This is a genomic window from Nitrospirillum bahiense, assembly GCF_007828025.1.
Classification (GTDB): domain Bacteria; phylum Pseudomonadota; class Alphaproteobacteria; order Azospirillales; family Azospirillaceae; genus Nitrospirillum; species Nitrospirillum amazonense.
Map to the genome: position 1 here is coordinate 136,867 of NZ_VITO01000001.1, position 26,060 is coordinate 162,926.

Here is a 26,060-nt window from a genome sequence, read left to right on the forward strand (position 1 = left end):
GACGGGCCACGTCGCCCGCCATTTGTCCTAAAGCCAGGCGCCCCCACTCCACCTGGAACGGGGACGCCTTTGCACCTCAGATTACCGCCGGCACCCGGACATGACGTCGCCGGGCACCGGTATCCTTCAAATCAATGGTTATGCCGCGGCGGGTGCGCCACGACGCCCCGGTACTTCAGCGCCGGCTCCATGCAGCCGCCGCTGTCCAGCTGGCCCACGGTCTGTCGGTACATCTCCTGCCACGGCGTGTAGCTGGGCGGGGTGGCCGGGATGCCGTCGGCCTTGCGCTTCTGGATCTCGGCATCGTCCACCAGCATGTCGCAGGTGCCCTGGTTCAGATCGATGCGGATGGTGTCACCAGTGCGCAGCCATGCCAAGCCACCACCCACGGCACTCTCCGGCGAGGCGTTCAGGATGGACGGACTGTCCGAGGTGCCGGACTGGCGGCCGTCGCCGATGGTGGGCAGGCTGGTGATGCCGGCCTTCAGCAGCGCGTCTGGCGGCTGCATGTTCACCACCTCGGCCGAGCCGGGGAAGCCCAGCGGACCGGCGCCGCGCACCACCAGGATGCAGCGTTCGTCGATGTTCAGCGCCGGGTCGTTGATGCGCTCGTGGTAATCGTCCGGCCCGTCGAAGACGATGGCGCGGCCCTCATACACACCCTCGCGGCCCGGCTCGCTCAGGTAACGCTGGCGGAACTCTTCCGAGATCACGCTGGTCTTCATGATGGCGAAGTCGAACAGGTTGCCCTTCAGCACCAGGAAGCCGGCACGCTCCTTCAGAGGGGCGCTGTAGGGCGTGATCATCTCCCGGTCCGGGCTCTCGCGGCCCTCCAGGTTCTCGCCGATGGGGCGGCCGGTGACCGACATCGCCTTGTCGAACAGCTTACCCGCCTGCTGCAGTTCCCACATCACGGCGGGCACGCCGCCGGCGCGGTGGAAGCGCTCGCCCAGGTACTTGCCGGCCGGCTGCATGTTGACCAGCAGCGGCACGTCATAGCCGTGGATGCGCCAGTCGTCGGCCGTCAGCTCCACGCCGGCGTGGCGGGCCATGGCGTTGATGTGCGGCTGCGCGTTGCTGGAACCACCGAGCGCGCCCACCAGCTTGATGGCGTTCAGGAAGCTTTCACGCGACAGGATCTTGGACGGGCGCAAATCCTCGTAGGCCATGTCGACGATGCGGCGGCCGGTCTCGTACGCCATCTGCCCGCGCTCACGGTAGGGCGCGGGAATGGCGGAGCAGCCGGTGAGCGACAGGCCCAGGCCTTCGGCCACGGCGTTCATGGTGCTGGCCGTGCCCATGGTGTTGCAGTGGCCGGCGGACGGCGCGGAGGAAGCGGCCGCGTCCAGGAACTCCTCCTCATCGATCAGGCCGGCGGCCAGCTTGCGGCGGCTGCGCCAGATGACAGTGCCGGACCCCACCAGGTCGCCCTCGTGCCAGCCATCCAGCATGGGGCCGCCGGACAGGACGATGGCCGGAATGTCGACCGTGCTGGCGGCCATGATGCCGGCGGGCGTGGTCTTATCGCAGCCGGTGGTCAGCACCACGGCGTCGATGGGATAGCCGTACAGGATCTCCACCAGGCCCATGTAGGCGAGATTCCGGTCCATGGCCGCCGTCGGACGACGGCAGTTCTCAAAGATGGGATGTACCGGGAATTCCATGGGAATGCCGCCGGCGTCGCGGATACCGTCGCGGACGCGCTTGGCCAAATCCAGGTGAATACGATTGCAGGGAGAGATGTCGCTGCCGGTCTGGGCGATGCCGATGATGGGCTTGCCGGAGCGCAGTTCCTGCGGCGTGATGCCGTAGTTCATGAAGCGCTCCAGATAGAGCGCGGTCATGTCGATCCGGTCCGGCGCGTCAAACCAATCGCGGGAGCGGAATCGCACAGAAGGACGGTCAACCATACGCAATCTCCGCCGGGGGCAGGCCCGGCACCGTGGCCCTGAAGTGGAACAAGCCGCCGGCCAGCGGCTGGGCGGCGCGATCATCGTCGCTCAGGCCCTTGGCGGCGGTGGTGGCGTAGAGATCCAAGCGGTCATCGCCGCCGAAGGCAAGCTTGGTGATATTGGCGCAGGGGAAGCGCACCACTTGCAGCAGCTCCCCTGCCGGGGAGTAGCGGCGGGCGGCCCAGCCGCCGAACAGGCCCACCCACAGGCAGCCCTCCGCGTCCACCACCGTTCCGTCGGGCCAGCCGGCCCCGTCCTCGATGGTGATCAGCAGGCGGCCATTGTCCAGCGTACCGTCTGCCGACAGGTCGTAGGCGGTGATGGTCTTGCCCAGGGTATCGGTGTGGTAGAAGGTGCGTCCGTCCGGACTGGTGCAGGGCCCGTTGGTGATGACGATGCCGTCCACGTGGCGCTTCAGCGTTCCGGTCCAGGAATAAAGGGCACCGGTCGGCCCCTCTTCCGCATCATCCATGGAGCCGAACCACAGCCGGCCCTGGGCATCGACGAAGCCGTCGTTCAGGCGGTTGCCCGCCCGATCCCATTCCAGGGGCACCAAGGGCTCGAACACACCCGTTTCGCTATCGAAACGGGCCAACTTTCCCGGGAGGCCCACGATCAAACCACCCCCGGCGCGCGGCAGGGCGAAGCCCGGCTGGTCCGGCGCGTCGAAACTGCGGGTATCCCCATCCGCGGGGCGGAAGCGGTGGATTTGCCGCTTCTTGATGTCCACAAACCACAGGGCCCGGTCGCGGGGGGACCACACCGGTCCCTCCCCCAAGGTGGCGCCCAAAGCCCAGATGCAGCGCGGCTCCATCGTCACCGGCCCCAATCCTCAGCGCCAGCCGGCGTCGACAAAGTATTCGTGGCTGGTGCACATGCGGCCATCGTCGGAGGCCAGGAACAGCACCATGGCGGCCACGTGCGGCGGATCCACCCGTTCCTTCAGGCACTGCTGCGACAGGATACGGGCCTCTTCCTCTGGATTGTGCCACAGGCGCATCTGGCGCTCCGTCCGCACGCCGCCCGGCACCACACAGGTGACGCGGATGTTGTGCTCACCCAGGTCGCGGGCCAGGGCCCGGGTCATGCCCTCGATACCGGCCTTGGCGGTCTGGTAGATCAGCAACTCGGGCAAGGCCACATGCCAGGAGATGGAGCCGAAGTTGATGATGGCCCCACGGCGCTGTTCCTTCATGCCGGCGGCCACGGCCTGGCTGGCGAAGAACATGTGCCGCAGGTTCACCGCCATGCGGTTGTCCCAGTATTCCGGCGTGATCTGCTCGATGGTGTGGCGGTCGTCGTTGGCGGCGTTGTTCACCAGCACGTCGACCGGGCCGGCGTTCTGGATTTCCGCCAGCGTCGCCTTCAGCTGATCCAGGTTGGTCAGGTCGCACTTATAGAATTTGGGCGCGTGCTCCGCGCCCTCGGCCAGCGATTGCTCCAGGGCGCGGCTGTCGGCTTCCGCGATATCCAGGAAGGAAACCTGGGCGCCCTGACGGACGAACGCCTCGGTGATGGCGGCGCCGATGCCGGAGCCGCCACCGGTGACAATGACCCGCTTGCCCCGCAGGCTGGGATAGATGGCGTGCGTCATGATGTATTTCAGGCCCAACAGAAAAGGGTTTGCCCAAAAGAACGGATTTGGGTGGGTGGCGCCAGCGGCATCACCCGTTCAGCAGGCCGCGGCGGGCCAGGTTGCGCATCAGTTCGGTCAGGCCGAAGGTCCAGGGCGCCGCCTCGTGGCAGGGCACCACCTTGTTGACCAGGGTGCCCAGGCGCGGGCTGGAGACGCTGACGATGTCGCCGGTCTTGTGGGTGAAGCCGCGGCCCGGCGCGTCGCGATCCTCGACCGGCGCGAACAGCGTCCCCAGGAAAAGCGCGAAGCCGTCGGGATACTGGTGGTTCTTGTTCAGGGTCTGGCCGACCAGGTCCAGCGGATCGCGGCTGATCTCGGACATGGTGCTCTTGCCATCCAGGACGAAGCCGTCCTCACCCGTCACGTTCAGGTGCACCACGGCCTCGCGGACGTGGTCCATGGTGAAGGTGTCGTCGAACAGGCGGACGAAGGGCCCGATGGCGCAGGACGCGTTGTTGTCCTTGGCCTTGGACAGCAGCAGGGCGCTGCGGCCTTCGAAGTCGCGCAGGTTCACGTCATTGCCCAGCGTGGCGCCGCGCGCGCGGCCCTGGCCGTCGCACAGGATCACCACCTCGGGCTCCGGGTTGTTCCAATGGCTGTCGGCGCGCACACCGATCTCCACACCCCAGCCCATGGCGGACAGGGTCGGCCCCTTGGTGAACACCTCGGCGTCGGGACCGATGGCCACTTCCAGGTATTGCGACCACAGGCCGTCGGCGATCAGCGCCTCTTTCAGGCGGGCGGCATTCTCGGAACCGGGCTTCACCAGGCGCAGGTCGGTGCCGACGCGGGACGACAGGGCCTGGCGGATTTCCAGGGCCTTGCCGGCATCGCCGCGCGCCCGTTCCTCAATCACGCGCTCAAGGGCGGATACGGCGAAGGTCACGCCCGCGGCCTTGATGCACTGCAGGTCGATCGGGGTCAGCAGCTTGGCGCCTTTAGTGCCACCGGCCCAGGTGGGGTTCAGGTCCCAATCGGCCACGCGGCCGATGGACTTGCCCTCGGGGATCTGGCCGGGCTCAAGACGGTTCATCAATTCCGAGACTGTCGGGGCCACGCCCGACAGGTCAAAAATCTCGCCGTTGCGGATCAGGATGGGCGTCGGCCCCTCGCCCGCGTCGATGCGGCCCAACAGAACGGCGTCCGCGCTGTCCTCGGGAAAAATGCTGTCGTGCGTAGTCTGCACCGGCGTGTCGACCGGGTACCCCATCTCTTGAACTCCTCCCAAGGTGCGTTATCGCCAGGCGGCCCTTGTTAACGCTAACATTAGAGGCCAGGGAGAAGCGCTGTCAAGGCGACGTTACCATACCAGTCCGGAATTCGACGCGGGACGCACGAAGGTTTCGCGCTAAGGTTTGCCAGGATTCTGGGCCGCGACGGCCCCGGCCAGAGCTGTGGCAAAGGCGTGCATCTCCTCCACACCCACGTCGCTCACCGCCCAGTAGGCCATGCCGCCGTCCCGCCACCTCATGAGGTTGTAACCATCACGCGCCTCGAAGGCCGGCTGGCGGGGACCGTCGCCGGGCCAGACATAGAGGTTCAGGACATGGGCGCCGTGGCGATAGACCAAGGCCGCCACCGGCCGGCCGGCCAGATAATCCAGCCTGCCGCCCTGCAGAGGGAAGCCCGCTGCCGCCAGTTCCGGCACGGGCGGGGAATAATCCAGCTTGCCGGCGAACCAGGGCTTCACCGTATGGTGGTCGCTGGTCGGCACATCCAGCAGGTGCTGCGCCTGAAGAGAGCGGACATGCCCCGCCACCAATTCCCGTTCCAGCGCCGCGTCGCCCCCGAATGGGGCCACCATCAGCAGCAGCAGGCTGGCGGCGATGGCGACACCCATCCCCGCCCCGCCCCAGCGGCGCAGCTGCCGGGACCGGGGCCGGCCCTGAGACTTGCCGACATGATGCAGCGGATCGACGGCGCCGATGTCCGCCAGGATGCGGGTGCGCAAGGCCGCCGGCGCCTTGCGCCGGAGGGCGGGATCAGCCAGCAGCGCGCGCAGGGCCCGCAGTTCCCCCAACGCTTCGGCGCAAGCCGGGCAGGTGGCGATGTGCGCCTCCAGCTCGCGGGCATGGGCCGCGTCCAGTTCATTGTCCAGCAGGCCGTGCAGCAGCTCCGCCTTGTCCGGGCATGCCGTCATCTCGTCTCTCCAGCCTCTCGCCGCCGCCAGGCGGCGGCCAGCAGGTCGCGCGCCCGGGCCAGCCGCGACATGACAGTCCCCACGGGCGCGCCGGTCACGGCGGCGATGTCGCGATAGGACATCTCTTCCATCTCCCGCAGCAGCAGGGTTTCACGAAAGGCGGGCGGCAGTCCCTCGATCAAGGTGCGCAGGTCGGCCGCATCCTCCTGCGCCGCCAGCCAGGCCTCCGGGGTCGGCGCCGCCTCATCGGCGATGTCCGCGCCCTGCCCGGGCACCGACTCCAGCGCCTGCTCGGCCCGGTCACGGCGGGCAGCGGCCCAGCTGTGGACATTGTTGCGCACAATGGTCAGCAGCCAGGCCCGGGCGTCGCCGCCGCGAAAGCCGTCGAAGGCGCGGTGTGCCCGCAGGAAGGCGTCCTGGACGATATCCTCCGCCGCCACCGGGTCGCGCGTCATGTACCGCGCCAGGCCATAGGCGGCGTCGAGGTGGATCAGCACCTGGTCCTGGAAGCGACGGGTCCTGTCCGCCGTCTCGTCACCCCTCAAGGCGCCCGCCTCCTAATGCCCCCCTGCCCCACCCGAGCCGTTGCCATCCACGATGATGCGACCGGTCATATGCGGGTGCAGGGAACAAAAGTAATCGATCGTGCCCGGCCCCGCCACGGTGCGGCTGTACTTCTCCTCCGTATCAAGCACCTTGGACCTGAAGGACTTGTCGTTGGCGGCCACGGCATGGGGAATGTCGTCAGCATTGATCCAGACAATGGTGGTGCCCGGCGCCACATGCACCTCCGCCGGGCTGAAGGTGAAATTGTCGATGCGGATCTCGACGGTTTCGGCCTGAGCCTGTCCCGCCAGGGCGCAGAACAGCACGGCCGCGACGCGCGCGGCATGAATAAAGGAACGCATGGATTTTCTCGCTTAACCGAGGGTGGCGTCGACGACGGCCAGCGGGCCGGCCTTGGCGCGATAGGTGACGGTGGTGACGCCCAGGGCGCCGCGCAGCTTGTCCGCCGGCAGCTTCATGGGCCCCGGCGACGGGGCGCTGCCAGGTGACGGCTGGGGGAAGGCTGTGGAGCGGGCGGTGTGGAAGGCCACGTTGCCCTCTACCTTCTGCAGGATCTGGTGGATGTGGCCATTCAGCACGGTGACGCTGCCGAAGCGGGCCAGCAGGCCCAGCGCGCGGGTGCCGTCGTCAGTGCCCCAGCCCCACTCGGGGTAGACGGTCCACAGCGGGATGTGGGCGAACACCACCACCGGCGTGCTGGCGGACAGGGCGCGCAGGTCGTCGGCCAGCCAGGCCAACTGATCCTCCCCCAGGTTACCCAGCCCGCCGCCCTTCAGGTTCACCACATTGACCAGGGCGACGAAGTGCACGCCGGCATGGTCGAAGCTATACCAGCCGGCACCCAGCGCCTTGCCATTGGGCCCCTTGCCGTACCGCGCCAGATAGGCGGCGCCCATGCCGTCGTCCAGCACATCGTGCTCGCCGGGCACGAAGAAGACGGGCACGCCCAATTCCTTCAACGCCTGGTCGGCGGCGTCGAATTGCTCATCGCGCGACAGGTGACTGATGTCGCCGGTGTGGATGACGAAGGCGGGCCTGGTCGGCAGGCTGCGGACACCGGCCACCGCCTCCCGCAGGGTGGCCAGCGCGTCGGGGTTGGCCGGCTTGTCGAAGCCGACATGGCTGTCGCTGATCTGGACGAAGGCGAGCCCTGCGTTGACTGGCGCCGCTTGCGCGTCACGCCCCAGCAGGCCAGCCGTCAGCGGTACGCCGCCGGCCAGGCTCCACACCAGGCCGGTGCCGGCCCAGGTCATGCATTTCAGGGCGTGCCGACGCCCCGTGTCGATCTCGTCTTCAGGTACGGAAGATTGCTTGGCCATGACGCCGCTCCCCTGGAAAAGGTGGTTCCAGGGGGCAAGACCGGCCGGTGCCCCGGCTTATTCCCGATCGACGGAAATTATTTTCAGGAGGGGGCCGCCGTCGACTCGCGTTCCACCAGCGTGTGGCGCAGCAGCTGCTGCGCCGGGGCGCCGGTGCCGCCGCCGCGACGGCGCTTCACTTCGTCCAGCAGCATGCTGACGGCCGCCCGCCCCATGGCCGCGATGGGCTGGCGCACGGTGGTCAGGGCCGGCCAGATGGTGCCGGCGATCAGCGTGTCGTCGAAGCCGGCGATGGACAGGTCGACCGGCACGTTCAGGCCCAGACGGTGGGCCGTGGCCAGCACGGCCGCGGCCATGTCGTCGTTGGCGGCGAAGATGGCGGTGGGTCGGTTCTGCAGGGCCAGCAGCTTGTCCGCCGCCGCCAGGCCGGACCGGTAGTTGAAGTAGCCCTGCTCAACCGGGGCCGCCGTGGGATCCAGCCCCGCCTCGCTGAGGGCATCCAGGAAGCCGTGCAGGCGCTGGTCGCTGACGGTCTGGTTGGGGTGGCCCTTGATGAAGCCGATGGTGCGGTGACCCAGCGACAACAGGTGCTGGGTCATGCGGTGGGCGGCCTTGTAATTGTCGATGCGCACGGTGGCGACATCGGGGCCCGGCTGACCGGCGGCCACGGCCACGGCAGCCACACCGGACTTGGCGATCTCCGCCAGGATGCTTTTGGCCTCGCACAGTGGCGGCGGCAGGACGACACCATCGACGCCGCTCTGCAGCAGCTTCTGCAGGGCCGCCTTTTCCGTGGCGGCGGTGGCGCCGCACTTCTCCACCACCAGCTGGTGGCCGGTCTTGCTGCTTTCGTCGAGCGCGCCCAGCAGGAATTCGCTCAGGAAGGCGACGCTGGGGTTGCTGTACAGCAGGCCGATGCGGAAGGTTTCCGATCCCGCCAAACGGCGGGCCGCGGGGTTGGGCGTGTACTTCAGTTCCTGGATGGCGGCCATTACGGCGGCGGACGTGGCCGGGGTGACGTTGTTCTCATTGTTGATGACGCGGGACACCGTCATCGGGGAAACACCGGCGCGCGCCGCCACCTCACGAATGGTGACCCCCTGCGAACTCCGCCCACGCCGCTTTTCCATACGCTTCCTGCTCCGCTTATCGGATCCGCGCATCCACTGCCGGTTTGGACCGGTGATAGCAGTACCATTGGGACTTGCGCAATCGCCTGCTGACAGTTTTGTGTAAAAACCGGCTGGGATGCAGGCCCGCAGGGATGTTCGAGTGCCCTTTACATGGGCGGACGGCGTTAAAGAGGCGCCAAATACAGGCTCATAAGGATCGCAACTTGGACTCGGGGCCTGCTGGCGAGTCGGCAAAAGGCCCCGCCGCTTTGCAAGACCTGGAAAGCAGCGAGGCTTTTCCCCCGTAAGGACTTGACTATACGGACGTTTTCAAGCCTTGGCCCGCACCACCGTCACGGCCTGACCGCTGTAGCGCACCGTCTGGTCCGGCTTGACGGCGAAGTCGGCCGGGGCCGCTTGGGCACCGGGGCCGATGAAGCGGACGTTGATCACACGCTCCTGCACCATGCCGGGGAAGCTGCCGGCGCGCGCGCCGATGGTCAGCGTGCCCGCCGCCTGGTCGAAGGACAGCGGGATGCGGCTGAAGGCGCCGTGCTCATAGCCATAGGTCGTGCCCTCGTCCTCATAGAGGTCGAAATGGCCATCGGCGCCGGTGTAGACGACGAGGGTCAGCGGCGCATCCGGCATCTGTCCCGTGTACTGGGTCACCGGCGCCGTGGGCACGATGGACCCGGCACGGACGAACAGCGGCATGCGCTTCAGGGGCGCATCGGCGGCGATACGCTGGCCGCCGTCATAGAGCTTGCCGGTCTGGAAGTCGTACCACTGGGCGCCCGAGGGCAGATACACGGCCCGGCTGCGCGCCCGGTAGTCGGTCACTGGCGCCACCAGGAAGGCATGGCCGAACAGGTACTGGTCATTGATGCCCCAGACCTCGCGGTCGTCGGGGAAATCCATCACCAGGCCGCGCATGATGGTGCCGTCGCGGTGATAGGTGTCGGCCGCCAGGGTGTAGATGTAGGGCATCAGGCGGTAACGCAGCTCGTCATACCAGACCAGGCTGTCGTAAACTTCCGAGCCCTTGGGCGCGAGATTGTAGATCTCGCGGTACGGGAATTCCCCGTGCGAGCGGAACAGGGGGGAGAAGGCGCCGAACTGGAACCAACGCAGGTTCAGCTCCCGCCACTCCGCCACGTCGGACGCCTTGGGATTCTTGGCCGAATAGCGCTTTTCCAGGGCGAAGCCGCCGATATCCGTCGTCCAGTTGGGCACGCCGGACAGGGAGAAGTTCACGCCGGCCGAGATCTGGTTGCGCAGGTCGGTCCAGCGCGAGGCGACGTCACCGCTCCAACTGGCGGCGGCGTTGCGCTGCTGCCCGGCGAAGCCCGAGCGGGTCAGGATGAAGGCGCGCTTGTCCGGGTTGGCGGCGCGGTTGCCCTCATACACCGCCTTGGTGTGCATCAGCGGGTAGGAATTGAAGAAGGCCGCCGACGGACCCATGGCGGTGGGGCCCATGCGCAGCATGCGCTCCGGGATGTCGAGATTGGAGTGGGTGTCCGGCTCCGACGCGTCCAGCCACCAGGCGTCGATGCCCAGCTTGTTCAGGTTCTCATTGATCTGGCGCCAATAGATCTGCCGCGCCTCCGCCGAATAGGGATCGTAGAAGGCGTTCTCATAGCCGTCCTTGCCCACCCAGTCGTGCTCATGCACCTCGACATTGCGGCGGTAGATGTGGCCCTTGGCATCCAGCTCCTTGTAGTTGTCCGTGGTGGGGTAGAATTTGGGCCACACGGAAATCATGAAGTGGGCGTTCTGGCCGTGCAGGGTGTCGACCAGGCCCTGCGGGTCGGGGAAGCGGGTGGGGTCGAACTTGTGGCTCCCCCAGTCGTCCTCGCGCCAGTAGAACCAATCCTCGACGATGTTATCCAGCGGCAGCTTGCGCTTGCGGAACTCCGCCACCGTACCGGTCAGCTCGTCCGCCGTCTTGTAGCGCTGGCGGCTCTGCCACAGGCCATAGGCCCAGCGCGGCATCATCACCGCCTTGCCCGTCAGCTGGCGGTATCCCGCGATGACGTCGTCCATGTCCTTCCCCGCCACGACGTAATAGTCGATGGCGCGCGCGACATCGGAGGTCAGCGACAGCTCATGCCGCTCCCCATCCGGCAATGGATTCTGATGCATCAGGGAGATGAAGCCCCCTTCCGGCACCCACTCCACCTTCAGCGTCTGGGCTTTGCCCGCCACCATGGGCAGGTCGAAATTGTGGTACCAGGGGTTCCAGTCCTGGCGCCAGCGGTCCATGACCACCTTGCCGTCCAGCGTCACCTTGAAATAGCCGCTGGCATAGACCTGGAAGCGGTGGACGCCGTCCACCGGGGATTCAATCCTGCCTTCCCACACCACCGACTTGTCCTTGGTGGCTCGCTGCTTGGCGTTGACACGGCTGCCGCCGACCTCCTCCGGCCAAGCGGCCAGATCCTTGATGTACTGGTAATTGATGTCGTTTTCGACGCGGGTCAGCTTCAGCTTGCCGTCCTGGTAGTAGCGGGCAGTCAGGCCGCCCTCCTTGCCGTCGGCATCAAAGAGCTTCAGCTCCTTGGACATCAGCGGGTATTCGCGGGCATCGCCGAAGCGGGTGATGCCGTTGTTGTCCCACAGCACGCCGTAATTACGCGTCGACACCACGAAGGGGATGCCGATGTCCATGTTGTGCTGGGCGAGTTCGACGTCCTCGCCATTATAGTTCATCTGGGCGTTCTGGTGCTGGCCCAAGCCGTAGAAGCCCTCATCCGTGCCGCGGTTGAACTGCTGGCGCACCTGGAAGAAGCCGGCCTCGCCCGTGGGCAGGGTGGCGGGCTTGAAGCTGCCGCCATCCACCGCCGTCAGCAGGGGCTGCCCCTTGGCGTCGAAGACATTGACGGCGCCGCTGGCGACACTGACCTCGGCCCGCAGCTGTGGCGTGGTCAGGACGACTTGGCCGCCGTGCTCCGCCACCTGGAAGCCGCCGGTGGCGGGCTTGGCCACGGCCATCAGGCTGGCGGGCAGATCCAGGCTGTCACCCGGCACGGCGGTGATGTGGACGATGCGGTCGTTGATGACCTGCAGCCGCACCTTCTTGACGGCGGCGCCGGTGACCGTGACCACGACGCCGTCGGCGGTTTGCTGGAAGGACGGCGCCGACACCGCCTTGGCGGCAACGTCGGACGGGGACTTGGCCGTCTCACAGGAGGCGAGCAGCAGCACGGGCGCCAAGGCGGCAGAGGCCAAGGCCCAGGAACGAATGTTCATGGCGATTCTCCGTGGGAGAAGATCGGGAAAACAGGGACGGGCTTGGCATTGGCGCCAAGCCCGGTCAGCCGGCTCAGTAGGTGGCGAACCGCACCTTGAGGATCTGGGGGATGGAGGTGAAGTTCAGGCCGTAGTCGGTCTGGTCGCCGTTCCACAGGCGCTCGAACACCCACTTGCCGTTCTCGAAGTGCCCCTCCTCCACGCTGGCAATCATGAAGCCGTTCTTGCCGGCCTTGATGGTCTGGGCGAAGTCGACACGGGCGTGATATCCCGCCACCAGGTACTCATTGGGCGCCATCTCGGCGATGACGACGCCGCCACAGGGCTTGTCGTTGCCGGTGGGCTTGGCATCGCCGAACTGCGGCAGGCCATAGCTGATGGTGGCCTTGTACGGCCCCAGGTCCAGGGTGTTGCTGTGATCCGCCGTCGGCTCCGACGCCCCCCAGACCTTGCCCTTCAGGCTGAGCGCCGCCAGCTCGCGGTTCATCGAGCCCAGCAGCTTGAAGTTCATGGTGAAGGGCTCAAGCGCCTCCGCGTCGATCTTGGCCGCGCCCAGCGGGTAATTCACATAGCGGGTGTAATCGATGCCGAAGGGCGCGAAGCCGATGCCCTGGTGGCCCAGGGTGGCGAAGACATAGCGGGCGTAGACGCTGTCGTTGCCGGTCTCGGCCACGAACAGGGCGTTGTCCGGCCGCTTATACTGCTCCAGCGTCTTGATGTAGAAATCATAGCCGCGATCGTAGATGTCCGGCCCGATCAGGTCGATGCTGGGGGCCGCCGCCTTCCAGATGTCCAGCACGTTCCAGGTGGGGCCGCCGCTGGAATAGCTGTACGGGTCCTGGTCCTTGAAGGGGTCGCGCAGGGCGGCGTTCACGTACATAGGGATGGGGTACTCGGCCTTGCCGGCCGCCGCCACCTGGTCGACGAAGCGGGCGATGTAATAGGCGTGGAAGAACTCATCCGCGTCCTTGCCGAACACATCCTTCCAGGTGCCCGGCTGCTTCTTCAGCGCCTTCACCAGATCGTCGGGCACCTTGCCCTCGAACACCTTCTGCGCCATGGGGGTGAAGTCGCGGACGGCACCGTAGGTGCCGGTCTCATTCTCCACCTGCACCATCAGCACCGTGTGCTGCTGGCCGTCCGCCTGCTTCAGGTGGCGCATGAAGGCGACGAAGGCCTTCCTGTCGGCGTCCAGCGTCGCGGGAGCCAGCGGCGAGAGGGAACCGCGCATGACGCCCTTGGATCCCACGACGCGGGGGAAGCGGTCGTTGTCCAGCTTCACCCAATTCGGCGCATAGGACGGGCCGTTGTTCTTCCAGGTGCCGAACCACAGCAGCACCAGGTGCTTCTTGTGCTCCCGCGCCTGCGCCAGCAGGGTGTCGAGGAAGCTGAAGTCGAATTTGCCTTCCGTTGCCTCGATCTGCTGCCAGGCGATGGGCATGAACAGGGTGTTGGCCTGCACCTGTTCCACCGCCGGCCACACCTGCGGCAGCACCGAGGGCCAGTTGCTGGAATTGTTGGCCTGGGCACCCAAGACCAGATAGGGGGCGCCGTCGACCATCAGGGCATAGCGTCCGTCCTCGCGCACCAGGCGCGGCATCTCGGCGCTATGCCCATCGGCGGCCTGCGCCCCCCGGGTGTGCGCCACGGGGGCAAGGCCCGCCAGCATGGTGGCCGCCATCAGCAGGGAACGGCCAGCCTTCTTCATGGTCGAAATGCGCATTATCGGCAGGCCCTCCCAAGCCCGTATCGCTTTATTCAGGGCGCCGGTCACGCCAGCCCCATCCCATCCGGCACTGACCACATTTATATGATCATAGTGGCCCGGGCGCGATCATACGCGTCGGCGATATCAAATCAATCCGCATGTCTGATAGCGCTACCAGGCGCTCATGACGCTACGTATTCTTACTTTCGGCCTAGCCGTTCGCGTCAATCCCAGGCGATCCGCCGCTGTTGCCGACGCGGGCACCCTCTCGCATAGTGGGTTTCACGCTCCCCACCCCAGCCGAAAAGCCTAGCCGTGCCCCGCCTTGATCCCCGCCGCAGCACCCTTGCTGTGATCGACCTGCAGGCCCGGCTGATGCCGGTCATCCAGGATGGCGGCGGCGTGGTGGCCAACACCCGGCGCCTGTTGAGCGCCGCGGGGCTGATGGACATTCCGGCCCTGTTCACTGAGCAGAACCCGCGCGGGCTGGGCGCCACCGTGCCGGAACTGGCGCCCGATGCTGCATCGGTCCTGCCCAAGATGACCTTCGACGCCACCCCCGTCCTCATCGATCGCCTGCCCCCGGACCATGCCGTGGTGCTGACCGGGTGCGAGGCGCATGTCTGCGTGCTGCAGACGGCGCTGGGGCTGCTGGAGCGGGGACGCCGCGTCTGCGTGGTGGGGGACGCCGTAGGCTCGCGCACGGCGGAGAACAAGGCCGCCGGCCTGCACCGCCTGGCGGCCGAAGGGGCGGAGATCATCACCATCGAAATGGCCGTGTTCGAATGGCTGGAAAGCGCGGAGCATCCCCGCTTCCGCGAGGTCATCGCCCTGATCAAATAAGGGCTTCCAGGCGGTAAACGGGCCCTGGCAGGAAACAGGGCATGATTGGCAGGAATCCCTCCCCGGGTCGCGTTGCGGCGGCGAACACCGCCGGCGCATATAATTGTGGCCGGCGCCGTCCTGGCCCGGCACACCCGACCCCAGGAGGATCCCATGGCCACCCCCTTGATCTCCCCCGATGCCGTCGGCGGTGTCGCTATTCCGGACAGCGCCTTGGCGCGCGACATCGCCGCCTATATTCGCGACACGGAAACCGAGCTGCTGTTCAACCATTCCAGCCGGGTCTATCTCTTCGGCGCGCTGGCTGGCGCGCAGCGCGGCCTGACCTATGATGCGGAACTGCTCTACGCCGCCGCGATGTTCCACGACACAGGCCTGATGCCGGCGCACAGCAGCGCTCATCTGCGCTTTGAGGTCGACGGCGCCAACGCCGCCCGCGACTTTCTGAAAAGCCGGGGCATCGCCCCATCCGACCTGGACACGGTGTGGACCGCCATCGCCCTGCACACCACGCCCGGCATCCCGGAATTCATGCATCCAGTTGTGGCCCTGACCACCGCCGGGGTGGAGATGGATGTGCTGGGGCTGACCTACGACCAGTATCCGGACCATATCCGCGACGCCGTGGTGGCTGCCTTCCCGCGCACGCCCACCTTCAAGGAAGACATCATCCGGGCCTTCTACGACGGCATCAAGCACAAGCCCGACACCACCTTCGGCAACGTCAAGGCCGACGTGATCGCCGACAAGGAACCGCATTTCCATCGGGGCAACTTCTGCAGCGTCATCCGCGGATCGCATTGGCATGGCTAAGATCGTGGACCGAGACGCCCTTCCCTGAACGTTCCGCAGCCTCCACGTGCGGCGCACGCCGGACGAGCGGACAACTGGTCGCAGTGATCGGGGGAATCCCGGCGCCGTCGCGCCCCGCCACCCCCGTCACTGGCCACCGCCTTCGAGATCATCATCGCCCCATTCACCCGATTTTCGGACCTATACCAAACAAAACGTCCGTAACCGGGGCGGGCTCACCGGCAGGCGCACCGACAACGGTGTCATTTACCGGCGAAGATATTTATCATACTTAGATTGAGCCGGGTTGGCGGCATGATTTTCGGTGAATGATTGAAACTTATATTGTGTGACTGGAAACCAATTGCAGTATTTACTTAAAATATCAGCCATAAATCGCACCGAAGCGCCGTACATTTGATAATATCATGGCAGAATTGCACGGATTTGGGCTGGCGAACACTACCATCTTGACGTGTGGACTCCACCTGGGCGCCGAGTTTGACGTCATTCCGGTTGTCCTTGCCGGCATCGAGCCCGACAGGGAACGCCTCAGCCTGCCAGAGCCGTTCACACAATCGACGGCGCTGCCGATATATCAAGGTTAATCAGTTAGATATGGCTCAGGTCAGGCCGACCGCTCGGTCAGAAAACCCTTTTTTCCGCGACGAAATGCACGGTGGCGAACACCTCCTGCAAAGGTATCTCTGTGCCCTTCATGCAACACACACCTTTAGTTGAGTATATTGATTTTATTGGGTAATTTGCAAAATAACCGTCCGCGGAAAGGGACCGTTACCAATTTTCATGTGAGCGCTAACATTCTCCCGTTGCAGGCCCCCATGAATCTCCATATGCATTTATATGACTACGGTGTGACGCGCTGAACGGCGGCACCCCGGGCCGAAACGCGTGGGTCTCGACCCACGAAAATAAGATACCCAGGGAAGGGAAACGCCATGAGTTGGCCCCAGAATTCCTATCGTTCCTTCGTGCTGGCCGGCGCGTCCGTGCTGGTTCTCGGCGCCCTGACCGCCGCTTCCGTGGCGCGGGCCCAAGCCGCCGCCGCCGATGACGAACTGCAGGAGATCGTCGTCACCGGTCAGCGCTTCGCCGTTTCCGACGCCGCCAAGCGCAAGGCCAATGCCGACCAGATCCTGGACAGCATCTCCGCCGACGACGCCGGCAAGCTGCCGGACAACAGCGTGACCGAAGTGCTGCAGCGCGTCCCCGGCGTGTCCATCACCCACTTCGCCGCCGTGGGCGATCCCGACCATTACTCGGTGGAAGGCTCCGGTGTGACCGTGCGCGGCCTGTCCCAGGTCAGCAGCACCCTGAACGGCCGCGAGGCTTTCAGCGCCAACGGCGGCCGCGCGCTGCTGTTCGAGGACGTGCCGCCGGAACTTCTGGCCGGCATCGACGTCGTCAAGAGCGGCACCCCCGACATCATCGAGGGCGGCATCGGCGGCTCGGTCAACCTGCGCACCAAGATGCCGTTCGACTACGACAAGCAGACCATCAGCGGCTCCGTCGGCGCGAACTACGGCGACTTCATCCAGCAGACCAAGCCCGATGCCTCGATCCTGTACGCCAACCGCTGGCAAACCAGCATCGGCGAGATCGGCGCGATGTTCGACGTCGCCTACAGCGACATCAGCACCCGCCACGACACCATCCAGGTCGAGCCCTATTTCCCGCAGACCTTCAACGGCAAGAACGTCTACGTTCCGGGCGGCTTCGACTGGCGTTCGGGCAACTTCGACCGCAAGCGCCTGGGCGCCTATGAGGCCCTGCAGTGGTCGCCCAACCCGGACCTGACCTTCTACCAGACGGGCTTCCGCTCGGATTACTGGAGCAAGTCGACCGAGGCGGGCGTCTACAACACGGGCGGCAACGCCGTCACCGTGTCCCCTGGCAGCACCAGCACCTTCGGCCCCTCGGGTGGGCTGCTGACCTCCAACAACCTCAGCTCCACCGGTTGGGATCCGCTGCAGGTGGGTTCCGAGACCGGCGGCAGCCTGGCCACGGTCAACCCCGGCCTGACCAACCAGCACAACGTCACCACCGACCTGTCCCAGGGCATGAAGTGGACGCCGACGTCGAACTGGACCATCAACACTGATTTCCAGTACGCCGTCTCCCAGGCGCAGACGCAGCGCATCGACCTGTTCTCGCAGGTTTCGGTGCCCAGCTACGCCATCGATCTGACCGGCGACCTGCCGTCCATCAAGGTCAGCAACCCGGCGCAGGTGGCGGATCCGTCGCGCACCATCTGGTACGCGACCATGGACCACCTGGAGAACCACATCGGCCGCGAGCTGTCGTGGTCGGGGGATGCCGAGTACAAGGTCTCAGAGTCCAGCTTCCTGCGCGCCATCAAGGTCGGCGCCCGCTTCGCCGACCGGACGGAGAAGGACAACGTCTCGGGCTACAACTGGGTGGGCCTGACGCCGTCGTTCAACGACCCGTCCACCTTCAAGTACCTGAGCAACGCCACCCCTGGCGACGTGACCGTCAGCGGCTTCAGCAACTTCTTCCGGGGCGCCACGGCCCTGCCCAGCGCCGCCGCCTTCCCGTCCTGGGCCTTGGCCGAGGGTTATCCGGAAAACCTGACGGCCATCCACCACGCCTACGGCCTGCCCGGCGATAACACCCAGCCGGTGACCTATACGGCCGCCACGCTGTCCCACACCAAGACGCGCACCGAATCCGCCTACATCATGACGCGCTTCGGTGAGGACGACCTGTTCGGCTGGAAGATGAACGGCAACTTCGGTGTCCGTATCGTCAACAACGAGAACAGCAGCGAAGGCTCCATCCAGCAGCCGACCGGCACCGTGTTCTACAACGGCGCCTCGGGCACCCTGCCGGGCGGCTTCACCGCCAACAGCGGCGGGCACAACAGCCTGATGGCCCTGCCGTCGTTCAACATCCAGTTCATGCCACAGGACGACATTCATCTGCGCTTCGCGGCGTATCAGTCCATGTCCAACCCGAGCTTCAACGCCCTGAACGCCTCGGGCCAGATCAGCCTGATCACCAACGCCAACCAGCAGATCACCGGCGCCACCACCTATGCCGGCAACCCGGACCTGAAGCCGCAGCTGTCCAACAACCTGGACGTCTCGCTGGAATGGTACATGCCGGACGGCCAGGTGCACTTGGCCGGCTTCTACAAGCAGATCAAGGACTACATCTCCTACGGCGTGACCCCGCTGAACCTGCCCATCAGCCTGCCGGGCGGCGTGACGCAGACCATGCCGGTGTCGTCCAGCGGCTATTTCAACGCCTCGCCCGCCTACATCAAGGGCGCCGAATTCGGCGTGCAGAAGTTCTTCAGCTTCCTGCCCGCCCCGTTCGACGGCCTGGGCATCGACGCCAACTTCACCTACATCAACAGCCGCAGCCCCGGCGACCTGTCCTACGACATGCTGGGCAACCGCATCACCGGCCTGCCGGTCGACCTGCTGTCCAAGTACAACTACAACATCACCGGCATGTACGAGAAAGGCCCGATCTCGGCCCGCCTCGCCTACACCTGGCGCAGCAAGTATCTGTTGACCCCGACGGCCAACGGCACCAACGGCACCTACACCAATGCCGCCGGCCAGACGGTCACCTACAACCTGCCCATCTTCTCCGACGACTACGGGTCGCTGGACGCTTCGGTCGCCTATAGCTTCGACGACCACATCACCCTGACGCTGGAAGCCCAGAACCTGACCAACAGCGAAACCAAGACGCTGATGGGCTATGGCAGCCAGCAGTATGGCCGCAGCTGGTTCGTGGCCGACCGCCGCTACAGCGCGGTGGTGCGCTTCACCTACTGATCGACCCTAGGGGCGACACGGTAGCGATAAAGGGAACCCTCGGTCTGTCATGGGCCGGGGGTTTTCCTTTGCCAAGGTCTGAGGCTCTATTGGGTCCGGATCATCATGGGAGGGAACGAGCATGGCCGACACCAACGCCCCCGATGGCGCCCGCGCCAAAGGCGCACCGGTCAGGAACGTCCTCATCGTCGGGGGCGGCACCGCCGGCTGGCTGGCCGCGGCCTATCTGGCCCGCACGCTATCCATCGGCCAGCCGGGCGGCGCGCGCATCACCCTGGTGGAATCGGCCGACATCGGCATCCTGGGCGTGGGCGAAGGTACCTTCCCCAACATCCAGCGCACCTTGCGCCGCATCGGCATCGATGAATCGGTGTTCATGCGAGAGAGCGAGGCGACCTTCAAGCAAGGCATCCGCTTCGATCACTGGCAGCATGCCCCGGGATCCGGGGAACGCGACCACTACTTCCATCCCTTCCAGTCCGCCATCAGCCGCCAAGACCTGGACCTGGTGCCCTATTGGCTGCTGGGTGCCGCCGGTGACGGCGTGCCCTTGGATACCGCGCTGACGATGCAGAAGCGGGTGGCCGACGCGGCCCTGGCGCCCAAGCGCTCCGGCGATGCCGATTACGCGGCACCACTGAACTACGCCTATCATTTCGACGCGGTGAAGTTCGCGCGCCTGCTGCGCGTCGTCGCCACGGATCTGGGCGTCCGCCACGTGGTCGATACGGTGGATGCCGTGCCCCTGGACGAAACGGGGGCCGTGGCTGGCGTGGTCACGCGCGAGAGCGGCACCCTGACGGCCGACCTTTACATCGACTGCACCGGCTTCCGCGCACAGCTGATCGGCCAGGCGCTGAAGTCCCCCTATCAGTCCTGTCGCAAGTGGCTGTTCTGCGACCGGGCCGTGGCCCTGCAGGTGCCCTACGACCAGCCGGACGCCCCCATTCCCAGCTATACCGTTTCCACCGCGCATGAAGCCGGCTGGACCTGGGACATCGGGCTGGAGACGCGGCGCGGCATCGGCCACGTCTATTCCTCCGACCATACCGACGACGCGCGGGCCGAGCAGGTGTTGCGCGACTACATCGGCCCGGCGGCTGGCGACAAAACGGCCCGCACCTTCCGCTTCGAAGCCGGCTACCGCCCGGAACCCTGGGTGCGCAACTGTGTTGCCATCGGCCTCTCCAGCGGCTTCTTCGAGCCGCTGGAATCGACCGGCATCGTCCTGATCGAGGTGGCGTCCGTGCTGCTGACCAGCCTGTTCCCCTGGGCGGGCGACATGGCCACGGCGGCGCGGCAGTTCAACCGCATCATGCGCCAGCGCTATGAACGCGCGCTGGACTTCCTGAAGCTGCATTATTGCCTGACGCGGCGTACCGACACCGCCTTCTGGCGCGACAACGCCGATGCGGCCACCGTGCCCGACACGCTGCACGACCTGCTGGACCGCTGGCGCCATCGCCCGCCGGAGGGGTTGGACTTCGACCTCAACCTCGACACTTTCAGCGAGGCCAGCTGGCAGTTCGTGCTGTACGGCATGGGCTACAACACGGATCTCAGCGCCCAGGCGGGCGCCTTCCGCCACATGGATGAGGCGCGTCAGCAGTTCGCCGCCATCCGCGCCAGCACGGAGCAGGCCCTGGCCGCCCTGCCCCGGCACCGCGACCTGATCACGCAGATTTACCGCCATGGCCTGCGCCCGCGCACGCCCCTCGGTGGCGCCCCCTCAGGCCGTGCCAGCCTGTCCTCCGGCATGGCCGGCCTGGCCCGCTAAGCGGTCACTCGCATCAGGTCTTCGCTCAATGTCTGATAAAACCGTCGGAGGTTCTCTCCGGCGGTTTTTGACTCTGGTCTGAAAAATACGACCTGAGTCACCCGCCTACTTGTGTAGCGGCAACCTCCCGGTGGCACCTGGGCGCCGACCGCAGAACCACGCCGTCTTTGTAACCGATAGCGGCATCCGCGCAACACCTCGCCGCCGAGGCAAGTGGACTACCGGAGGTAGTTGCTATGTACAGGATTCAAAAACATTTTTTTAATATTCGCTACGCTATGGAGCGTTTGGATATTGGTCAAGTCGGCGATTTCCTAACATTGCGTAAAGGAGCGCTACCATTTTTGATGGGAGCGCTAACATTCTTTGGTTGCATGCCGGCGAGAAGTCTCATATGGATTTATATGACCACAGGCTGACGCCCCAGAGCGGCGCCTTGGTAAAAAGAGCCGCGGTTCTGCCGTGGAATAATATAAATCAGGGAAGGGAAACGCGATGCGACGCTCCAATCGCTCCTATCGTAATTTCATGTTGGCGGGCGCTTCGGCGCTGACCATTGGCGCGATCGGCGCCACGTCTTTCGCATATGCACAATCCGCCTCTCCGGCGGCGGGCGATGATTTGCAGGAAATCGTCGTCACCGGCCTTCGCAAGAGCATCGAGAGTTCGCAGGCCATCAAGCAGAACTCCGAGCAGATGGTGGATTCCATCACCGCGACGGACATCGGCGCCCTGCCCGACCGCAGCGTGACCGAGGCCCTGCAGCGCATCTCCGGCATCACCATCCAGCGCACGCCCGACCCGCGCGACGCCGACCGCATCTCGGTTGAGGGCGACGGCGTCCAGGTCCGCGGCCTGAGCTGGGTGCGCGGTGAATTCAACGGCCGCGACAGCTTCTCGGCCAAGTCCGGCCGCACGCTGAGCTTCGCCGACATTCCGTCGGAACTGATGGCCGGCGTCGATGTCTACAAGAACCCGTCGGCCGATTTGGTCGAAGGCGGCATCGGCGGCACCATTAACCTGCGCACGCGCCTGCCCTTCGACAGCGAAGAGCGCATCCTCGCCTACTCCGCCGATTACAGCTATGGCGACCTGGTGGGCAAGGGCAAGCCGTCCGGTTCCGCCCTCTACAGCGACCGTTGGAACACCGGCATCGGCGAAGTGGGTGTGCTGATCGACGTCGCGGACGGCAAGTTCGCCAGCCGCACCGACACCGTGTCGGTCGACCCCTTCCAGGCCCGCACCGACCTGGTACCCGGCCAGACCGTCTATGTCCCCACCGGCTTCGGCTACCGCAGCCTGGAATTCACGCGTGAGCGCAAGGGCATCGTCGGCGCCCTGCAGTGGCGGCCCAGCAGCGACCTGGAATTCACGGCCCAGTACATCCGGTCGGAAGCCACGGAAGAGTCCCTGGAAAACGCCATCGGCCTGGATTCCGGCACCGGTAACGGCCCAGCCGCCGGTACCAGCTTCAAGTATGACGCCCAAGGCAACTATATCTCCGGCACCATCGCCGACACCGTGGGCGGCACGACCAACAATCCCGACGTCATCGACAGCCGCTATGACATCAAGGAATCAGTCACGTCCGACTACTCCCTGCACATGAAGTGGACGCCGACCAAGAACTGGAACATCAGCGGCGACGCCCAGTACATCGACGCCACCAGCAAGCAGCTGGACTTCACGGTTTTCGAAGCACTGACCAATCCCCTGCCGGCGGCGACGCTGACGCTGAACGGCAGCGGTCTGCCCACCATCAGCATCCCGGCCAACACCAGCTTCATCTCCAATCCCGCGAACTACTACTACAACGCGGCGATGGACTATCATAACAACAACGAGGCGCATGAGTGGGCCGAGCGCCTGGACGCCGAGTACAGCTTCGACGACGCCGATTGGCTGAAGTCCTTCCGCTTCGGCGTCCGTCACACCGACCGCAAGTCCATCACGCGTGAAACCAACTACAACTGGGGCGGCGTGGTGCAGAGCTGGGGCGCCAACGGCATCCAGACACTGAACCAGACCACGCCCGGCGCGTCGTCAGCCAGCGTGTGGCCGCTGCAGAACTTCTATCGCGGCGGCGTGACCGTCCCGACGCAGTTCATTATCCCCAGCGCCTCCCTGAGCAAGGGCTTCTACAATGGGGTCGCGGCCCAGCTGAAGGCGCTGTCGGCGGCTGACTCGTTCGGCAACTGGGTTCCGTTCAACGGCGACTACAGCAGCTACAACGGCGGCGGCGCCGGTGTGAACACCCAGACGGAAGAGACCACGGCCGGTTATGCCCTGGTGCGTTTCGAACATGACGTGCCCTTCTTCGGCGGCAACAAGCCGTTTGACGGCAACGTCGGCTTCCGCGTTGTCAACACCGATGCCCAGGGCTCGGGCAACGCCAACTTCGTAACCGTGACCAACCTCAACGGCGCGCCCTCCTCGGACCTGGCCTTCGCCAACGGCGCCCGCACGGTCATCAGCGGCGGCCGCAACTACACCGACCTGCTGCCCAGCGTGAACCTGCGCCTGAAGCTGCGCGACGACCTGCAGTGGCGCTTCGCCTTCGCCCAGTCCATCGTTCGTCCGGACTTCTCGCAGTTGCAGCCGTCCTTGAACATCGGCGCGACCGCCGGCCTGCTGGATAGCAGCGGCCACTGCCAGAGCCTGGGAACGGGCGCCACGGGCAACTGCGTCTATCAGTGGACGGGCTATGCCGGTAACCCGAACCTGAAGCCGATGCGGTCCAACCAGTTCGACACCTCGATCGAGTGGTACTTCGCCCCGACGGGCAGCATCACCGCCGCGGTGTTCAACAAGGATGTGTTCGACTTCATCACCACGTCGCCCCAGAACGTCGCGTTCACCAACAACGGCGTGACCCGGAACGTCCTGGTGGTGCAGCCCTATAACGCCGGCCAGGGCAGCGTTAAGGGCTTCGAGTTCGGCTACACCCAGTTCTATGATTTCCTGCCGGGCATCCTCAGCGGCCTGGGCTTCCAGGGCAACGTCACCTTCGTGCAAAGCGAGGGTGGCCGCAACGCGGCGGCCAACCCCTACGACGCCACCCAGGTCACCAACGCCGCGCCGACCAACACCAGCCTGCCGCTGGAAGGCATGTCGAAGTGGAGCTACAACCTGGCGGGCATCTACCAGAAGGGACCGTTTGAGTTCCGCTTGGCCTACAACTGGCGCCAGCGCTACTTGCTGACTACCTCGGCGGCCAACATCAACATCCCGGCCTGGTCCGACGATTACGGCCAGTTGGACGCGTCCTTCTTCTACACCGTCAACAGCTACCTGAAGGTGGGTGTGGAAGCGGCCAACCTGACCGATGCGCAGACCCGCATCCTGGTGGGGTATCCGGGCCACCTGACCTATCACAACTGGGTGGACGCCGACCGGCGCTACGCCTTCGTCATCCGCGGCTCCCTGTAACGCTTTCTCCTGGGGAGTCTCGTTGTCTGGCCCTGTCTCTTCCCGGTCGCGCTGGTCGCGGCCGGGGAGGCAGGGCCGCTTTTTTAAGGCCGTTCCCTGCCGTAAGCTGGGCGGCCAACGATAAGATCATGTGGGGAGGATGCCGCCATGGCCGAGGCGATGCGGAGCGGGCGTAAAATCGTGATCGTGGGCGGCGGCACCGCCGGCTGGATGGCGGCGGCCGTCCTGGCCCGGGTGCTGAAGGGCAAATACGGCACCATCGAACTGGTGGAATCAGCCGAGATCGGCACCGTCGGCGTGGGTGAGGCCACCATCCCCCCCATCCAGTTCCTGAACCACCTGCTAGGCATCGATGAGGTCGACTTCGTCCGCAAGACCCAGGCGACCTTCAAGCTGGGCATCGAATTCGTCGATTGGACGCGGCTGAACCACCGCTATTTCCATCCCTTCGGGCCGCATGGCCACACCATCGACGCCGTGTCCTTCCATCATTACTGGCTGCGCCAGCGGGCCCAGGGCGACACCAGCGACATCGGCGACTATTCCCCCTCCACCGTCGCGGCGCGGATGGGCAAGTTCCAGCCGCCGGCACCGGACGCGCGGCCCGGCGGCCCCGTCATCGCCTACGCCTACCACTTTGACGCTGGCCTATACGCCCAGTACCTGCGGGGCATCGCCGAGCGCAACGGCGTGAAGCGCACCGAGGGCAAGATCGTGCGGGTGGCGCAACGCGATCCCGATGGCTTCATCGACAGCCTGGTGCTGGACAACGGCACCCGCGTGCAGGGCGACCTGTTCGTCGACTGCTCCGGCTTTCGCGGCCTGCTGATCGGGGAGACGCTGAAGGCCCCGTATGAGGACTGGTCCCACTGGCTGCCGTGCGATCGCGCGGTGGCCGTGCCGTGCGAGGGCGTGGCGGCGATCACGCCTTACACCCGTTCCACCGCGCGGGCGGCCGGCTGGCAGTGGCGGATCCCGCTGCAGCACCGCATCGGCAACGGCCATGTCTACAGCAGCCGCTTCATCAGCGATGACGAGGCGACGGCCACTCTGCTGGCCAACCTGGACGGCAAGCCCCTGGCCGATCCGCGCCCGCTGCGCTTCACCACCGGGCGCCGCAAGAATTCCTGGACCAAGAACTGCGTCTCGCTTGGCCTGGCCTCCGGCTTCATGGAGCCGCTGGAATCCACCAGCATCCACCTGGTGCAGAGCGGCCTGTTCCGCATGGTCTCGCTGCTGCCCCGCGACGGGTTCGAGCAGGCGACGGTGGATGAGTACAACCGCCTGACCAACATCGAATACGAACAGATCCGCGACTTCCTGATCCTGCATTACCATGCGGTGGAGCGGGATGATTCCCCGCTGTGGAATTACTGCCGTACCATGGAAATCCCGGACAGCCTGCGGCACAAGATCGACCTGTTCCGCGCCCGGGGCCGCATCGCCCGCTTTGATGAGCAGTTGTTCGCGGAGCCCAGCTGGGTTGCCGTGTTCCTGGGCCAGGGCATCCAGCCGCACTCCTACGACCCGGTGGGCGACGTCATGCCGGAGGCGGAGGTGACGGCCCGCCTTGCCCGCATCCGCGAGGCCATCCGGCGCATGGCCGACGCCCTGCCCACCCATGCCGAGTTCATCAACCGGCATTGCCGCGCCGACCGGCCGGTGGCAGCATGACAACGCTGGCATCCCGGGGAAGATGTCCAGCC

The 26,060-nt window shown here is 65.7% G+C and carries 17 protein-coding genes; 6 read left to right on the plus strand and 11 right to left on the minus strand.

Annotation, left to right across the window (positions count from 1 at the left end; genetic code table 11):
• Positions 1 to 131: 131 nt before the first annotated feature.
• The 11 genes from FBZ88_RS00600 to FBZ88_RS00650 form a co-directional block, all read right to left on the minus strand.
• Positions 132 to 1,910: an IlvD/Edd family dehydratase gene (locus FBZ88_RS00600; RefSeq protein WP_145614935.1), complete on the minus strand. Its 1,779-nt coding sequence runs from the start codon at positions 1,908 to 1,910 to the stop codon at positions 132 to 134.
• Positions 1,903 to 2,766 (minus strand): SMP-30/gluconolactonase/LRE family protein, encoded by an 864-nt coding sequence (locus tag FBZ88_RS00605; protein WP_186464164.1) that lies wholly within the window; start codon positions 2,764 to 2,766, stop codon positions 1,903 to 1,905. The genes FBZ88_RS00600 and FBZ88_RS00605 overlap by 8 nt, the downstream gene beginning before the upstream one ends.
• An 18-nt stretch (positions 2,767 to 2,784) precedes the next feature.
• Positions 2,785 to 3,546 carry a D-xylose 1-dehydrogenase gene (gene xylB / locus FBZ88_RS00610; protein WP_145614937.1) on the minus strand — a complete coding sequence of 254 codons (762 nt, stop codon included), beginning with the start codon at positions 3,544 to 3,546 and terminating at the stop codon, positions 2,785 to 2,787.
• A gap of 70 nt (positions 3,547 to 3,616) precedes the next feature.
• Positions 3,617 to 4,798, minus strand: a complete 1,182-nt coding sequence (locus FBZ88_RS00615) for a fumarylacetoacetate hydrolase family protein (RefSeq protein ID WP_145614938.1) — start codon at positions 4,796 to 4,798, stop codon at positions 3,617 to 3,619.
• 138 nt (positions 4,799 to 4,936) lie between these two features.
• Positions 4,937 to 5,728 (minus strand): anti-sigma factor family protein, encoded by a 792-nt coding sequence (locus FBZ88_RS00620; RefSeq protein WP_145614939.1) that lies wholly within the window; start codon positions 5,726 to 5,728, stop codon positions 4,937 to 4,939.
• Positions 5,725 to 6,273 carry a sigma-70 family RNA polymerase sigma factor gene (locus tag FBZ88_RS00625; RefSeq protein ID WP_186464126.1) on the minus strand — a complete coding sequence of 183 codons (549 nt, stop codon included), beginning with the start codon at positions 6,271 to 6,273 and terminating at the stop codon, positions 5,725 to 5,727. Before FBZ88_RS00625 ends, FBZ88_RS00620 begins: the two co-directional genes overlap by 4 nt.
• A 12-nt stretch (positions 6,274 to 6,285) precedes the next feature.
• Positions 6,286 to 6,636: a cupredoxin domain-containing protein gene (locus FBZ88_RS00630; RefSeq protein ID WP_145614940.1), complete on the minus strand. Its 351-nt coding sequence runs from the start codon at positions 6,634 to 6,636 to the stop codon at positions 6,286 to 6,288.
• 12 nt (positions 6,637 to 6,648) lie between these two features.
• On the minus strand, positions 6,649 to 7,614 hold the full coding sequence (locus FBZ88_RS00635; protein ID WP_145614941.1) for a metallophosphoesterase family protein: 966 nt from the start codon (positions 7,612 to 7,614) through the stop codon (positions 6,649 to 6,651).
• Between the two features lie 83 nt (positions 7,615 to 7,697).
• Complete coding sequence (locus FBZ88_RS00640) at positions 7,698 to 8,744, minus strand: LacI family DNA-binding transcriptional regulator (protein WP_145614942.1); 1,047 nt, start codon at positions 8,742 to 8,744, stop codon at positions 7,698 to 7,700.
• A 312-nt stretch (positions 8,745 to 9,056) separates the two neighbouring features.
• Positions 9,057 to 11,975 carry a TIM-barrel domain-containing protein gene (locus FBZ88_RS00645; RefSeq protein WP_246138429.1) on the minus strand — a complete coding sequence of 973 codons (2,919 nt, stop codon included), beginning with the start codon at positions 11,973 to 11,975 and terminating at the stop codon, positions 9,057 to 9,059.
• Positions 11,976 to 12,048: 73 nt separating this feature from the next.
• The gene (locus FBZ88_RS00650) at positions 12,049 to 13,698 is read right to left on the minus strand and encodes a GH35 family beta-galactosidase (protein ID WP_246138430.1); all 1,650 of its coding nucleotides are present in this window, start codon (positions 13,696 to 13,698) and stop codon (positions 12,049 to 12,051) included.
• Between the two features lie 300 nt (positions 13,699 to 13,998).
• On the opposite strand from FBZ88_RS00650, the gene FBZ88_RS00655 reads away from it, so the two are divergent.
• The 6 genes from FBZ88_RS00655 (at position 13,999) to FBZ88_RS00680 (ending at position 26,028) form a co-directional block, all read left to right on the plus strand.
• The gene (locus tag FBZ88_RS00655; protein WP_145614943.1) at positions 13,999 to 14,526 is read left to right on the plus strand and encodes an isochorismatase family protein; all 528 of its coding nucleotides are present in this window, start codon (positions 13,999 to 14,001) and stop codon (positions 14,524 to 14,526) included.
• Between the two features lie 153 nt (positions 14,527 to 14,679).
• Positions 14,680 to 15,339 (plus strand): HD domain-containing protein, encoded by a 660-nt coding sequence (locus tag FBZ88_RS00660; RefSeq protein WP_145614944.1) that lies wholly within the window; start codon positions 14,680 to 14,682, stop codon positions 15,337 to 15,339.
• A 938-nt stretch (positions 15,340 to 16,277) separates the two neighbouring features.
• The gene (locus tag FBZ88_RS00665; protein ID WP_145614945.1) at positions 16,278 to 19,148 is read left to right on the plus strand and encodes a TonB-dependent receptor; all 2,871 of its coding nucleotides are present in this window, start codon (positions 16,278 to 16,280) and stop codon (positions 19,146 to 19,148) included.
• A gap of 121 nt (positions 19,149 to 19,269) precedes the next feature.
• Positions 19,270 to 20,925, plus strand: a complete 1,656-nt coding sequence (locus tag FBZ88_RS00670) for a tryptophan halogenase family protein (RefSeq protein ID WP_145614946.1) — start codon at positions 19,270 to 19,272, stop codon at positions 20,923 to 20,925.
• 495 nt (positions 20,926 to 21,420) lie between these two features.
• A complete protein-coding gene (locus tag FBZ88_RS00675; protein ID WP_145614947.1) occupies positions 21,421 to 24,354 on the plus strand; it encodes a TonB-dependent receptor in 2,934 nt (977 codons plus the stop codon).
• 147 nt (positions 24,355 to 24,501) lie between these two features.
• Positions 24,502 to 26,028, plus strand: a complete 1,527-nt coding sequence (locus FBZ88_RS00680) for a tryptophan halogenase family protein (RefSeq protein WP_246138431.1) — start codon at positions 24,502 to 24,504, stop codon at positions 26,026 to 26,028.
• Positions 26,029 to 26,060: the final 32 nt, after the last annotated feature.